The organism is Methanoregula sp. UBA64 (assembly GCF_002502735.1).
Taxonomy (GTDB): domain Archaea; phylum Halobacteriota; class Methanomicrobia; order Methanomicrobiales; family Methanospirillaceae; genus Methanoregula.
Map to the genome: position 1 here is coordinate 138,389 of NZ_DAQC01000006.1, position 13,308 is coordinate 151,696.

Genomic DNA, 13,308 nt, shown 5'->3' on the forward strand with positions numbered 1-13,308 from the left:
GGGGTTTTAATCAGATCCCGGTTGCCGTTTTCATTTCTGCCACGTACGCCCGGAGCTCGTTTTCCATTGCGGCCGGGTCGCGAAGATTCTTCTCCACGATGCTGACAATCGCGCTTCCCACGATCACGCCGTCCGCCCCGGCATCCCGGCAGGTTTTTGCGTGACCGGGCGTCGAGATTCCAAAGCCAATCGCAAGCGGGAGCTTCGTGTGCGGGCGGACCCGGCGGAGCAGCGCGAGCGCCTCGGGCGCAACCTCCTTTCGCGCCCCGGTGACCCCGAGCACCGCAACAAGGTACAGGTACCCGCGGGCGTGGCGAACGATACTGTCCATGCGTTCCGGCGAAGTTGTCTGCGTGACAAGAAAGATCGGATCGATCCCGTACTTCTGTGCGACCGCGACGACCTCTCCGGATTCCTCGACCGGCATATCTGCGACCAGGATCCCGTCGACCCCGGCCTCGTGTGCCTCGCGGTAGAAGGTGTCGATTCCCCGGCGGTAGATCGTGTTGTAGTACGTGAGGAAGACGATCGGGACCTGTGAGTACGCCCGGACCTCCCGGACGATTTCAAAGATCGTGTCGGGCGTGGTGCCGGCCGCGAGCGCCCGGTCGTCCGCCCGCTGGATGGTCGGGCCGTCCGCCACCGGGTCCGAGAACGGCACGCCGAATTCGAGAATGTCCGTCCCGCCATCGACGAGCGCCTTTGCGATCCGGACCGAGGTCTCTTTGTCCGGGTCGCCGGCAACCGTAAACCCGATGAACGCTGTTTTGCCTTTTTTCTCAAACACCGATTCAATGCGTCCCATCATGCCGCCTCCGTGACCGGTGCGATCCCGGCAACATCCTTGTCGCCCCGTCCCGAGAGGTTGATGATGACAATCTCCCCTTTGTCGAACCGGTCCCGGTTTTTGAGCACGTACGCAACCGCGTGCGAGGATTCGAGCGCCGGGATGATCCCTTCCGTTCGCGAGAGGTACCGGAATGCTGTGAGCACGTCCGGATCTTTTACCGCGTGGTACGCTACCCGGTGCGAATCCCTGAGCATCGCATGTTCGGGGCCGACACCCGGGTAATCGAGCCCGGCCGCAACGCTGTGCGTGGGGAGCACCTGGCCGTTTTCATCCTGCAACAGGTACGAGAGCGTGCCGTGCAGCACGCCCGGGTCCCCGGCGCAGAGCGTTGCCGAATGATCCGGGGTATCGAGGCCCTTTCCCGCTGCCTCGACACCGATCAGCTCCACATCATCGGCAAGGAACGGGTGGAAGATCCCGATCGCGTTCGAGCCGCCGCCCACGCAGGCAACAACCGCGTCCGGTATCTTTCCTTCTTTCCTCATGATCTGTTCGCGGGCCTCGCGCCCGATCACGGACTGGAAATCTCGGACAATTGTCGGGAACGGGTGCGGGCCGACCACCGATCCGATCAGGTAGTGCGTGTCGTTCACGTTTGCGACCCAGTCGCGGAGCGCCTCGTTTGTGGCGTCCTTGAGGGTCTTTGTCCCGCAGGTCACCGGGTGGACGGTTGCGCCCATCAGTTCCATGCGGAAGACATTGAGGGCCTGGCGTTTCGTGTCCACCTCGCCCATGAAGACCTCGACCTCAAAGCCGAGCGCCGCCCCGGCGATCGCGGTCGCGACCCCGTGCTGGCCGGCGCCGGTCTCGGCGATCAGCCGTTTCTTTCCCATCCGTTTTGCAAGAAGCGCCTGCCCGAGCGTGTTGTTGAGCTTGTGCGAGCCGCCGTGCACGAGATCCTCGCGCTTCAGGTATACTTTGAAGCCGAGGTCACGCGACATATTCTCGCAGAACGTGAGCGGCGTGGGCCGGCCCGCGTATTCCGACTGGTACGCTGCAAGCTCGTCGGTGAATTTTTTGTCGTGCGTTGCCTCGTTGTACGCTCCTTCGAGTTCGATCAATGCGTTCATCAGGGTTTCCGGGACATACTGCCCGCCGTACTTCCCGAATCGTCCTGTTCCTGTCATAATGCCTCCCGTGCGGCACGAATAAACGCCGCGATTTTTGTATGGTCTTTTATTCCCGGTTCCGTCTCTACGCCGCTTGCCACATCGACGGCCCAGGGCCGGATCTCCCGGATCGCCGCCCCGACATTTTCGGGTGTGAGCCCGCCGGCAAGGATCACCGGCACCGTTGCGGTTTTCATCACGGTTTTTGCAAAGTCCCGGTCGAATGTTTTTCCCGCTCCCATGCTCTCGTCCACGATCACCGCATCGCAGTCAGCGGGCACGGCATCCCCGCGCCCGATCACGCGGAGCACCCGCACGCCCGGGTTTTTTCCAAAAACAAACGGGTGCGAGATCTGGATAGCGTCCGGCCCGAGCGCGAGAATCTTTTCGAGATCGGATTCGGATTCCGTGTGCGTGACAACGACCCGGGTAACAAACGGCCCGAGCGCGTGAAAAATTTCCCGGGCTTTCGCATCCGGGACCGAGCGCCGCGAAGTAGGCGAGTACATCACGACACCTATCGCATCGGCCCCGGCCTTTTCCGCGAAGAGTGCATCCTCAACTCTCGTTATCCCGCAGATCTTTACGCGCACAAAAATTCCTCCAGTTTTTTGTCCGGCCGTTTGTCGGCCATGATCGACGATCCGATCAAAAAGGCATCGCAGTAGGGCCGGAGTTCCCGGACATCGTCCGCGGACCGCATCCCGCTCTCGGAGACAACGAGCCGGCCGTTTTTCCGCACGATCTCCGAGAGTTTCCGGGTGGTGGAGCGGTCAATGGTCATGGTGGAAAGATCGCGGTTGTTGATCCCCACGAGCTGCGCCTTTGTGTCGAGCGCGAGCGCGATCTCGTCCGCGTTGTGCGTTTCCACGAGCGGTTCGAGGCCGGCAGCGTACACTGCGTCAACGAATTCCGGCAACCGGTTTTTGAGGACTGCCGCGATGAGGAGCACGGCATCTGCCCCGAGTGCCCGGGTCTCTCTTACCTGCCGCAGGTCCACGACAAAATCCTTCCGGAGCACCGGGACTTGGGCTGCGCCTTTCACTTTTGCAATATCCGCGCCCGATCCGCCAAAGAAGTACGGCTCGGTAAGAACGGAGATCCCGACGCAGCCGCCGTCCGCAAGAACGCCAGCCATCATTCCCATGTCCACGTTCCGGCGGATAATCCCGCCGGAGGGCGATGCGCACTTGATCTCGGCAATCACCGGGTTCTTCTGCGGCGCCGATCTGATGGCGGCTTCGAGGCTTGCGTGCCGGAACCCTTCCGGCTCCGGGAAGGTTGCGGGCAGGTTCTCCACGCGCTTTTTTGTCCGGCTGACAATCTCGTCAAGGATCATGCTGCACCCCGGGTTGCCGCAACAAGCGCATCGAGTTTTCCCGCCGCCCTTCCCGAATCAACCGAGTCGGCCGCGAGCCGGATCCCTTCTGCAAGTGTTTTGGCCCGGCCGCCCACGTAGATCGCAGCGCCGGCGTTCATGAGCACGATGTCGCGTGCGGCTCCTTTTTTCCCGGCAAGGATCGCACGGACAATGCGTGCGTTCTCCGCCGGGTCGCCGCCACGAAGATCGGCCGGCGCGGCCCGGAGAAATCCGAACTGCTCCGGCGTGACCGTGTAATTCGTGATCCGGTCCCTGTCGAGCTCTGTCACGCTCGTCTCGCCCGTGACCGTGATCTCGTCGAGCCCCGAGCCATAGACCACCATTGCCCGGGATATCCCGAGCAGGCGCAGGACTTCTGCCACCGGCACCGTGAGGTTTTTGTCATAGACCCCGAGCACCTGCGCTCCCGCAGATGCCGGGTTTGCCAGCGGCCCGAGAATATTAAAGACCGTCCGGCACCCGAGCTCCCCGCGTGCGGCCATCACATATTTTGTTGCCGGGTGGTGGTCTGGCGCAAAGAGAAAGACGATCCCCGCCTCGCCGACAATGTCTGCCAGCCTGTCCGCGGGCACGGCGCCGATGGTAACGCCGAGCGCTGCAAGGACATCGGCCGACCCGCACCGGCTGCTCACGCCCCGGTTGCCGTGCTTGACGACAGGGACCCCGGCCCCGGCCGCGACAAACGCTGCGGCCGTGCTGATGTTAAACGTCTGCACCCCGTCTCCCCCGGTCCCGCAGGTGTCCACGAGCGTCCCGGCAACGTGCGGTGTTACCCGGACCGCGTGCGCCCGCATCACCCGGGCAAACGCGGCGATCTCGTCCGTCGTCTCGCCCTTCATCCGGAGCCCGGCAAGGAACGCACCGATCTGTGCCTGCGTTGCCTGCCCGGTCATGATCTCATCCATCACCGTTTCCGCCTCAGCGGGAGACAGGTCGCGCCCCGCGATCACGGCGGCAATCGCCTCTTTCATGCTCATGCCCCCACCGCCCGCGGGCCAAAGAGGAAATTTTTCATGAGCGCATCGCCATCGTGCGAAAGAATACTCTCCGGGTGGAACTGGACGCCCTCGATCGGGTACTGCGTGTGCCGGACGCCCATCACAAAACCGTCGTCGATGCTCTCGGCCGTGACCACGAGTTCGGGGGGAAGGGTTGCCCTGTCCGCCACGAGCGAGTGGTACCGGGTCGCGGTAAACGGCGAGGGAAGTCCGGTAAAGATCCCGGTCCCGTTGTGCCGGATCTCCGAGGTCTTCCCGTGCATCAGGTGGCCGGACCGGATTACCGTTCCGCCAAACGCGGTACAGATGGCCTGGTGGCCGAGGCAGACGCCCAGGGTCGGGATCGTTTTGCTCATGGTTGCGAGAACGTCCATGCAGACCCCAGAGTCCTCCGGAGTCCCGGGCCCGGGCGAGAGAATGATCCGGTCGCAGGAAATGTTCCGGAGTTTGTCGAGCGGCGTGTCGCAGGGAAAGACCACGGGTTTTCCCCCGAGTTTTCCCACCTGCTGGTACAGGTTGAACGTGAAGCTGTCGTAGCAGTCCACGATGAGCACGGTCGGGGAACTCATTCTGCAACCCCAGCCCGTTCGATCGCCCGCATCATGGCCGCGGCCTTTGTCTCGGTCTCGGTCCACTCGCTCTCGGGCACCGAGTCCGCAACGATCCCGGCGCCGGTCTGGATGTACGCCCGGCCGTTTCTCACGTTCATGGTCCGGATTGCAATTGCAAATTCGAGATTTTTGTCAAAGCCGATGTAGCCGACCGCCCCGGCGTACAGGCCGCGGGCGTCCGGCTCGGTTTCGCGAATGATCTGCATGGCCCGGATCTTCGGGGCGCCCGAGACCGTGCCGGCCGGGAAACAGGACCTGAGCGCATCGTAGCAGTCAAGGTGGTCCATGAGCGTGCCCTGCACGGTCGAGACCATGTGCTGGACATGCGAGAACTTCTCGATACCCATGAATTCGGAGACCTCGACCGAGCCGAATTTGCAGACTCTTCCGACATCGTTTCGGGCAAGATCGACGAGCATCGTGTGCTCGGCCCGCTCTTTTTTGTCAAGCAGCATCTCCTGCGCCAACCGTTTGTCCTCGCTCTTGTCCCGGCCCCGGGGCCGGGTCCCGGCAATCGGGACGGTCGTGACCCGCCGCTTCTCTACCCGGACCAGCATCTCGGGGCTTGCGCCGACAACCTGCTCGTCCCCGAAATCAAGGTAATACATGTACGGGCTCGGGTTGATCCCGCGAAGCGTCTCGTACACCGGGAACGGATCGGGCCCGACCGCGCACTCCATTCTCCGCGAGAGTACGGCCTGGAAGATATCCCCGGCAACGATGTGCTCCTTGATCGTTTCGACCGCGTGCATGAACGCTTCGCGGCCGGTGTTGTCCGTGACTGCCGGAACTTTTTCGGGATGTTCGGGATTGTAGATGCCGGTCCGTGCCGGATTCTCCGGGCCCGCTTCTTCAATCGCCGCGATCCGGCCGGCAAGTTCTGCAATGTGTGCAGCGCTGCGCCGGTATTCTTCTGCCGGATCGGAATCGTAGGTCAGAAACGGGCTTGCGAAGATGAAAAGTCTGCGCTCCAGGTGGTCGAAGACAATGCAGTCTTTGGTGAGCATGAACCGGGCATCGGGCGTCTCCTGCGGCGTGCCGTTCCGGGAGTCAGGGACTTTCGTGAAGAGCTTATGCACGATATCGTACGAGAAGTACCCCACCATCCCGCCAAAGAACCGGGGCGCCCGGAGGTTGATGTAATGGAACCGCGAGAGGATCGAGCGGACCTTGTCGACCGGGTTATTTCCTTCCGGCTCCTGTGCGATAGCAACGAACGCATCGCTGCCGGTGACGGTAACTTCGCGGCCGGCCGTGATTACGCACGCGGGGTCGAGCCCCACGTACGAGTAGCGCGCTATCTTCTCGCTGCCTTCCATGGATTCGAGCAAAAACCCGGGCCCTGCCCGGGTCTTCCGGAAAATGTCGAGCGGCGAACAGCGGGGCAGCGGCAGCTCGGCGCAGAGCGGGATCACGAGCGGCTTTGGCTGGTCGCTTACCGCGGTCAGGAATTCATCGTATCCGAGATTCAGTTCCGTTTGAGGGAAAATGGTATCAGACTCCATCCCAATGTCATCACCTTCGTTCGAGGTACGCGTAAGAATCCCCGGGCAGGAACCGGGTGTATGAAGGTTCCCTGCCCGGGAGGGTACGGGGCATATTGCCCATACCAACGCTTAGATCTGGTTTTTATTGTACATATTTATACATTGCTGGTACAAAAAAGAAAACAATGTACAAAAACGTGCAGTTTTAGAACAGCGCGCAGCGGACAGGGTACACATTGCGCCGGGATTTCCGGGCATTCTCCATGAGGACTTTATACCCTGCAGACAAAATACTAGGAAGTACTCTTGTGTGAGCAACCATGTGGCCGAACAAGCAGCACTCTCTCGGGTGGGTTTTTGTCTCGCGGATGATCGGGATCCTCTGTTTCCTGATCGTAGTAGTCCTCGCAAATATCCTGACGTATTATGTCAAAAGTCCGCTCTACCACTCGGGCGTGGCATTCCTTGACCTGAACTTCTGGCTGCTGCTCTTAATCGCGATCATCATCTTTGTCGCGGATATCTTCGGGGCGTTCCCCTTCCCCCTGAACCTGCCGGCGCCGGTCATCAGGGCAATCGCGAGCGTTTTTATCATCGCGTTCGTGCTCCGGATCTTCGAATGGGTAGACACGACCACCGGTAACAACATCTACCATTACTTCTGGCTGCTCTCGTTTGTGATCGTGCCGATCGTGTTCATCATCGTGCTCCTTGCCGGCTATTACGAGATTATCTGCGATCTCTGGGCAAAGGCAAAGCTCCGCGAGAAGTCCGAGGTTGTCGTACTCGGTGACGAGGCCCCTGTACAGGAACCGCCCGTCCCCAAGAGCTGGGAAGATGTCGGCGCGGAGTTCCGGATGATGATGTACGAGCTCATCCACCGGTTCCGCGAAGAGCTCCGGCACCGGTAATTACCAGTCCGGGTTCTCCGCCCGGAACTTCTTCTCTTTTTCTATGAGTTCTTCTGCGGACAGGTGCGCCGGCATGCAGATGCAGCGGTGCTCGGAAAAGACGCCGCCTTTGAATGTGCCCTGGGGTTCGCCTTCGCGGCAGGCCCCGAACGTTTCCGTATCGCAGTCATGGAAGACCTGGGGAAGACCGGCTTTTTTTGCCGCATCGAGCGCTTCGTGCCATGTGGATGCCATGGGCATCTGTTATGGCGGTACGGTAATAATGCCCGCGGATGGGGACACGGAAACGATCGTAAAAAAAGAAATTTTTAAAGTTTATCTACTCAGAAGCGGGGCTTCCGGTGTTTGGGCAGGCAGTCCCTGCAATAAACCGGCCTGCCCTCGGTCGGCTTGAACGGGACTTCGCACTCTTTGCCACAGTCAGAACAGACTGTCTTTGTCATTTCTCTGGGACCGAAATTTCTCGGGCCGCCAAATCCTTTTCTTTCCATTGGTATTACTCATGCAGTTTAGATCTGCACACATTTATCATACCGTTGAGTATAAATACATCTGCATCATCCCCTGCGATTCTGCCGCCCTTTTGTCCGGGGTGGTTTACGGGATGATCTCGCAGCCGTTGAACTTCTCGTGGGCAAAGTCTTCGACAGAGATCCTGCCGTCCCGGATAAGTTCCCTGACCCGGGGCAGCGCGGCAAAAAGGGCATCGTGCAGGTTTTCGACCGTGCCGCATACGATCCTGCGCCCCTCAGGCTTCCACGGTTTTACAATGCTTGAGTACAGGCACCGGCCGCCGCAGAACGTGCGGATGGCGCAGGCTTCGCACTCGCCGCCCACCGGGATCTTTGGAAGAGTCGTGGGATTTGCGTCCCGGATATGGCCCACGTAATACTGTTTCATGCCGATCATGATCGGGCAGGGGGCGATGTGGCCGTCGGTCATGATCGCATAGTTCGTGTGCCCGGCCCCGCACCGCAGGAGGCTTTCGCGCCCGAGCAGGAGGTCTTCCATGGGATCGATGAACGGGTACCAGCGCTGGACCCGGCCGGTTTTTTCCATGGTATCGACCCATGCGTCCACCAGCGCCCGGATCCCCGGGTTGTACCTTTTTTCTGCCCATTCTGCAAATGTACGGTGGGAAAAATCCCCGGTAAAGTTTGCGTCCATCTGCCAGTGGATGGAGGAAAAAGAATGGTACTGATTGTCCGCAAGGTACCGGACCGCATCGAAAATATCCGTGCGTTCGGTCACGGTCATCCGGGCAATGAGTTCTCCGGTGTACCCGTTTGCCCGGATCTTCTTGACGTTTGCCATGACGGTATCAAAAACGCCCGCGCCCCGGTTGCCATCGGTCAGCTCTTTTCTGCCGTCCAGCGAGACGAGGATCGTGGTAAACCGGTTGACCACATCGGCCGGGAGCCTGTCGAGCAGGATCGCGTTTGTCTGCATCATGAACCGGCGCGCCGGGGCTTCGCGCACCATCCTTTCCACGAGATCGCGGCGCATGAGCGGTTCGCCGCCATAGAACGTGATGGTCGGGTCCGGATCTTTTTTGAGGAACCCATAGAGAAGGTTCGGATCGTAGGAGAGATCCGGTTTGAGGTGCTCGTCGATCTCGACCGGAATATCGGAATCCGGATCTTCCTCATCCTCGAATGCCTTTGCCCGGCAGTACCGGCAGCAGAGGTTGCAGTCGTCCGTGAGGATGATGTGGAAGTACATGGGAAAAATTCCTGAATATTATGGGAAGGTCATGACGATTAAACCCGCAGGCCCCAAAAATTCCTGTCGCAATATATAACAGGCGCCGCGACAACGCATCTTCATGGCCGAAGGGAGTTATTTTTCCCCGGGGATCGAGACCATGGACCGGGGGAGCCTCGATGCCCTGATCGATGAACGCGTGCGGTACACGGTCTCGTATGCGGCAGAGCATTCCCCGTTTTACCGGCACTGGTTTAAGGAAAATTCCATTAACCCAAAAGAGATCCGGGTCCACGAGGATCTCCTTAGTCTTCCGATCGTTTCCGGGCATACGATCCGGGAGCACCAGCCCCCGGCAACGGAAGGCTTTCCCTTCCTGTCCGCAGACTGGCAGGATATCTTCTCCATCCAGGAGACGAGCGGGACAAGCGGCAACCCGAAGAGTTTCTTCCTGACCTGGGAGGACTGGAAACGCTATGCGGAAAAATATGCCCGGAGTTTTGTCTCGCAGGGATTCTCGGACAAAGACAAGGTGGTGGTCTGCGCTTCGTACGGGATGAATGTCGGGGCGAACACGATGACGATTGCCGCACAGAGGATCGGGATGGGGATCATCCCGCTCGGGAAATGTACGTTTGAAGCCCGGGTTCTCAAAAATTACCTGCCCACTTCGATTGTCGGGAGCGTCTATAAACTCCTCCGGCTTGCCCGAAGACTCTCTGCGGAAGGGATCCGGCCGGAGGAAACATCCATTGAAAAGCTCGTGGCCGGAGGCGAGAGTTTTTCTCCCGAGTCGCGATCGTACCTGGCACAACTCTGGGGATGCCCGGTGTACAATACGTACGGAAGTACCGAGGGGACGATGTGCGGGGAGTGCCGGGAGATCGACGGCCTTCATGTCCCGGAGGATCTCGTCCACCTTGATGTGTACGATCCGCAGATGCAGTCGTTTGTCAAAGACGGCGAATGCGGCCGGGCGGTCCTCACGACCCTGCTCCCGGTGGGCGGGAAGTCCGGGATGCTTCTCCTTAATTACGATACGGAGGATACGACCGTTGTCCTCTCGCGCGACCGGTGTGCCTGCGGCCGGACGCACATGCGGATCGTCAATCCCGAGCGCGAGGCAGAGACCGTCTGGGTCTCGGGCAGCCCGTTCAACCGGGTGGATATTGAATCCGCGGTCTTCCAGAGCGAAAGCATGGAGTATATATCCGGGGAGTACGAATCGTTTGTTACTTCCCCGGAGGGGATCTCCCCGGATCCGGGTGTGGCGACACTCACGGTCAGGTTCGAGTGTTTCGATCCGGATCGCTGCGACCGCCAGCTGGTGGAAGACCGGTTTACCGGGCGGTTCTTCCGGCACAAGCCCGGATTAAAAAAGCTGTATGAGGAGGGTTCTTTTGTGCTGGCATTTGAGTATGCAGCCCCGCGGGGTCTTTTGATCTTCGGGCAGAAAGGGCGCCCGAGAAGGCTGGTTGACCGGCGCAAACGGTGAGGTACCATGATATCCGGAAACGAATGGAACGAACGGGCTGTGACGGTCCTTGAACTGATCGCATTTGCCTTTGTCATTATTGCCGCGGTGTACCTGGTCATTGTTCTTGCAACCGCCCATCCCGCGGCAGGATCCGGGGGAGATCAGGGACTCATCCCGACCGCTGCCGGTGCAACCGGGAAAACCCTGCGGATCGTGGGAACGGTCACGGTCTTTGCCGCAATCAACAACAACCCGTCCGATGTTTCTGTACGGTACCCGGTTCCGGACAGCACCCGGATGGGGTCGCTGGAAAGCAATGTTGCGCTCCTTATCGGGGACGATGGCGGCGTGGATTTCGACAAGGTCAATCTTGTCTGGATCGCGAATGGGACTGCGGAAAGGATCCCGCGTACGGATACCCGGCCGCTGGTCTGTCCCGGCTGGACGATTGCCGGGAAATATAATGTGATCCCGATGAAGTCGGCAAACAGCAACAATATCCTCGAGCCCGGCGAGCAGTTCATGATCTTTGTCTGCCCGGCATCGCCGCTTCCCGCGTACCGGAGTTTTATGGTGAGGATCGAGGATTCGGGAGGGTACCAGTCGCCGTTTCTGGGCGGGACCGTGCCGGTGATGACCGGTCCGCTCGGCTCGCTGATGTAGTATTTCCCCGGTTTCCGGCCGCGAGGTGCGGCAGGGGTGGGACAGAAGTGCCGGGCAACCTGCGCAGCGGACGGGACAAACTGCCTAAACGGATCGGGGGAGTTTTATAAAAAAACACTGTATGGAGCTTTAAACGGAAAACGGGCAGAAATTTCCGGAGATTTAATCGGCCGCAATTTTGAGACCTGTTGCCCGAAATATCGACAAAAAACTGGTTAAATTATGAACTTCGACGTGCTTTCGACGGAAACCTTTTATATTATCAGGCGGTAACTTTCATTATCAAAACCCAATCGGGGTTTTGAGGTGTTTAAATGGGACAGAAAATTGGAAAGGAAAAAATCCAGCGTGAAAAGGGATTCCTGTACTTCATTGGCAAGGACGGGTACGTCTGGGCAGCCCCGATGAAGCACAACAAGACCGGCAAGAAGAAGAAAGTCGGTTCCGAGAAGATAGCCAAGGAAAAGGGCTACATGTACTACATTGGCAAGGACGGCTTCGTCGCCAAGGCCAAGATGAAGAACGCATAACCCTACACTTTCTTTATTTTTGTAAAGGACCGGATGTACGGGGTTTCCCCCCATCCTCTCCTTAAATAGTAACTTACCCGGACGGTAACGTATCCTGCGGGATGCAGATTTTCCCTCACCAGAATGGTAAGGATACTGTGCCTGCAGGCAGAGCCGGCGTGCCCGGGTACAGGAACTTAACTGCATGTGCAATGCATGTGCGATCTATTGTGGAATCAGGGAGGCATATGTATACCCCTTTGTTTCCACTGGAAATCCGAAAAACCGCGCTTGTTTTCCCGTAAGCAGCCAGAATTATGGGATTTGCGGTATGCGGATTACCCGTGCGGAAGCCCTGATTTATAAAAAAAAGCCTGATTATCCGCGATGGGCCCGCTGAGATTCGAACTCAGGACCTCCGCCGTGTGAAGGCGACGTCATAGCCAGCTAGACCACGAGCCCGAATGCATCGACCGGGAATCGAACCCGGGCTATAGGCTTGGAAGGCCTAAGTCATACCTCTAGACCATCGATGCACTGCGCTCTACAATTTAGGCGGGGAGGAATATTAATGCTTACTTCTCCGCTCCGGTATTCGCGTGTTTTCGCAGATAACGATCAAAAGAAAAACAAAAAAGTGTCGGGGAGTTAGTACCCGCGAAGCTCGGCCTCGATCTTTTCGAGCGCCGCGATCCGCTTTTCCGTGGGCGGGTGGGTGGAGAAGAGCTCCATGATCGTATTTCCGGAAAGGGCCGGGATGATAAAGAACGCATTTGCGCCCTCGACTTTGGCCTTTGCCTCGGGCGGGACCGCTTCCATACGGCCGCTGATCTTGTTTAAGGCCGAGATGAGCGCCCGCGGGTTTCTCGTGATAAGAGCGCTGCCCCGGTCTGCGGCAAACTCCCGGTACCGGGAGAGGGCGAGCATCAGGAGCGTGCTGAGCGCGTACACGATGATCGAAAGGATCCAGACAACAATCCATGCGCCCCCGTTCTCGCGGTCGTTCCCGCCAAAGAGTGCAGAGAAGAAGAAACTCTGCATGATCATCGACGCGATCATAGCGACAAAACTCGCAAGCGTCATGGTCAGGATATCCCGGTTCTTGACATGCGAGAGTTCGTGGGCGAGGACCGCATCGAGCTCGTCTTTTGAAAGAATGCGCAGGATGGAGTCCGTGCAGGCGACCACCGCGTGTTTCGGGCTCCGGCCCGTTGCAAATGCATTCGGGACCGGGCTCTGCATGATCGCAATCTTTGGCATCGGCAGATCCGCTTCGCGGCAGAGATTCTCTACGGAGCGGCGAAGCTCGGGATATTCGTCATCGGCAATGATCCGTGCGCCCGTGCTCCAGAGCACCAGTTTGTCCGAGAAAAAAAACTGGACAAGGCCCATGACCACAGCGAGCCCCACAATCAGAAAGATGCTGATGGAGGGGAAGAGCAGTACCAGTACCGTCATGAACACGAGGTAAAGCACGAAGAGCAGGAAGCCCGTCAGCAATACCCGGGCCGTCAGGCCCCAGTCTCGTTTCCATTCCATAAGTGGTACATTTTCGTTTTTTAAGACTCTTAAACCATTCGAATATCATAGTGCTCCATGGATATCTGG

At 58.9% G+C, this 13,308-nt stretch carries 15 protein-coding genes and 2 tRNA genes; 4 read left to right on the forward strand and 13 right to left on the reverse strand.

Translation table 11 applies throughout. The features are described 5' to 3' along the window. Positions 1–10 precede the first annotated feature (10 nt). From trpA to trpE, 7 genes are read right to left on the reverse strand one after another with little or no spacing between them, the layout of a single operon-like run. A complete protein-coding gene (gene trpA, locus BP758_RS09070; RefSeq protein ID WP_292370556.1) occupies positions 11–808 on the reverse strand; it encodes a tryptophan synthase subunit alpha in 798 nt (265 codons plus the stop codon). Next, positions 805–1,977 (reverse strand): tryptophan synthase subunit beta, encoded by a 1,173-nt coding sequence (gene trpB, locus BP758_RS09075; RefSeq protein WP_292370557.1) that lies wholly within the window; start codon positions 1,975–1,977, stop codon positions 805–807. Before trpB ends, trpA begins: the two co-directional genes overlap by 4 nt. Continuing rightward, on the reverse strand, positions 1,974–2,552 hold the full coding sequence (locus tag BP758_RS09080) for a phosphoribosylanthranilate isomerase (RefSeq protein ID WP_292370558.1): 579 nt from the start codon (positions 2,550–2,552) through the stop codon (positions 1,974–1,976). Before BP758_RS09080 ends, trpB begins: the two co-directional genes overlap by 4 nt. Continuing rightward, positions 2,543–3,298, reverse strand: a complete 756-nt coding sequence (locus tag BP758_RS09085; RefSeq protein ID WP_292370559.1) for an indole-3-glycerol phosphate synthase TrpC — start codon at positions 3,296–3,298, stop codon at positions 2,543–2,545. The genes BP758_RS09080 and BP758_RS09085 overlap by 10 nt, the downstream gene beginning before the upstream one ends. Continuing rightward, positions 3,295–4,317 (reverse strand): anthranilate phosphoribosyltransferase, encoded by a 1,023-nt coding sequence (trpD, locus tag BP758_RS09090; RefSeq protein WP_292370560.1) that lies wholly within the window; start codon positions 4,315–4,317, stop codon positions 3,295–3,297. Before trpD ends, BP758_RS09085 begins: the two co-directional genes overlap by 4 nt. Then, positions 4,314–4,907, reverse strand: a complete 594-nt coding sequence (locus tag BP758_RS09095) for an anthranilate synthase component II (protein WP_292370561.1) — start codon at positions 4,905–4,907, stop codon at positions 4,314–4,316. Before BP758_RS09095 ends, trpD begins: the two co-directional genes overlap by 4 nt. After that, complete coding sequence (gene trpE, locus BP758_RS09100; RefSeq protein WP_292370562.1) at positions 4,904–6,454, reverse strand: anthranilate synthase component I; 1,551 nt, start codon at positions 6,452–6,454, stop codon at positions 4,904–4,906. The genes BP758_RS09095 and trpE overlap by 4 nt, the downstream gene beginning before the upstream one ends. A 302-nt stretch (positions 6,455–6,756) precedes the next feature. Between trpE and BP758_RS09105 the strand changes: the two genes are divergently transcribed. Beyond that, the gene (locus BP758_RS09105; protein ID WP_292370563.1) at positions 6,757–7,347 is read left to right on the forward strand and encodes a hypothetical protein; all 591 of its coding nucleotides are present in this window, start codon (positions 6,757–6,759) and stop codon (positions 7,345–7,347) included. Here BP758_RS09105 and BP758_RS09110 read toward each other — a convergent pair whose 3' ends face one another. The 3 genes from BP758_RS09110 to BP758_RS09120 form a co-directional block, all read right to left on the reverse strand. After that, on the reverse strand, positions 7,348–7,581 hold the full coding sequence (locus tag BP758_RS09110) for a hypothetical protein (protein WP_292370564.1): 234 nt from the start codon (positions 7,579–7,581) through the stop codon (positions 7,348–7,350). Positions 7,582–7,670: 89 nt separating this feature from the next. Continuing rightward, a complete protein-coding gene (locus BP758_RS09115; protein ID WP_198324438.1) occupies positions 7,671–7,838 on the reverse strand; it encodes a CxxC-x17-CxxC domain-containing protein in 168 nt (55 codons plus the stop codon). Positions 7,839–7,944: 106 nt separating this feature from the next. Continuing rightward, on the reverse strand, positions 7,945–9,069 hold the full coding sequence (locus BP758_RS09120) for a TIGR04084 family radical SAM/SPASM domain-containing protein (RefSeq protein ID WP_292370565.1): 1,125 nt from the start codon (positions 9,067–9,069) through the stop codon (positions 7,945–7,947). A gap of 103 nt (positions 9,070–9,172) precedes the next feature. On the opposite strand from BP758_RS09120, the gene ftsA reads away from it, so the two are divergent. The 3 genes from ftsA (at position 9,173) to BP758_RS09135 (ending at position 11,721) form a co-directional block, all read left to right on the forward strand. Then, entirely contained in the window at positions 9,173–10,546 is a 1,374-nt protein-coding gene (ftsA, locus tag BP758_RS09125) for a coenzyme F390 synthetase (RefSeq protein WP_292370566.1), read from the forward strand. 6 nt (positions 10,547–10,552) lie between these two features. Then, positions 10,553–11,191, forward strand: coding sequence for a hypothetical protein (locus tag BP758_RS09130; protein ID WP_292370567.1), 639 nt, complete (start codon positions 10,553–10,555; stop codon positions 11,189–11,191). A 314-nt stretch (positions 11,192–11,505) separates the two neighbouring features. After that, complete coding sequence (locus BP758_RS09135) at positions 11,506–11,721, forward strand: hypothetical protein (protein ID WP_292370568.1); 216 nt, start codon at positions 11,506–11,508, stop codon at positions 11,719–11,721. A gap of 367 nt (positions 11,722–12,088) precedes the next feature. On the opposite strand, the gene BP758_RS09140 is transcribed toward BP758_RS09135, so the two are convergent. The 3 genes from BP758_RS09140 to htpX form a co-directional block, all read right to left on the reverse strand. Then, positions 12,089–12,162: transfer RNA gene (locus BP758_RS09140), tRNA-Val, on the reverse strand. Between the two features lie 3 nt (positions 12,163–12,165). Then, positions 12,166–12,236 (reverse strand) — tRNA-Gly (locus tag BP758_RS09145). Between the two features lie 112 nt (positions 12,237–12,348). After that, positions 12,349–13,239: a zinc metalloprotease HtpX gene (htpX, locus tag BP758_RS09150; RefSeq protein WP_292370569.1), complete on the reverse strand. Its 891-nt coding sequence runs from the start codon at positions 13,237–13,239 to the stop codon at positions 12,349–12,351. Between the last annotated feature and the right edge of the window lie 69 nt (positions 13,240–13,308).